Here is a 347-nt window from a genome sequence, read left to right as displayed (position 1 = left end):
CAGGATGGTGATGCCCTTTCGGCCAGTTTTGATTCTCCAGCGGGTGTAGCGGTGGACGCAGTGGGCAATGTTTATGTAGCGGATTTTGGTAATCAAAAGATTAGAAAAATCAGTGTAGACGGCCAAGTGAGTACTCTGGCTGGGACAGGAATTGAGGGTGATCAGGATGGTGATGCCCTTACAGCTAGTTTTAATACACCATATGGAGTAGCAGTTGACCCAGGAGGTAATGTGTATGTAGCGGATGGTGGTAATCACAAGATCAGGAAGATCAGTGTTGACGGTCAGGTAAGCACACTTGCGGGTACAGGAAATGTGGGTGATCAGGATGGTGATGCCCTTTCGGC

Annotated in this window: 1 protein-coding gene; it reads left to right on the top strand. The window is 48.7% G+C overall.

The genetic code is table 11. The features are described from left to right. Positions 1-347 (top strand): NHL domain-containing protein (locus E1171_RS00110; RefSeq protein ID WP_484628010.1); only part of this gene is annotated, 347 nt, incomplete at both ends.

Source organism: Xanthovirga aplysinae (assembly GCF_009711365.1).
Classification (GTDB): Bacteria; Bacteroidota; Bacteroidia; order Cytophagales; family Cyclobacteriaceae; genus Xanthovirga; species Xanthovirga aplysinae.
This window is presented reverse-complemented; position numbering and strand designations above follow the sequence as displayed.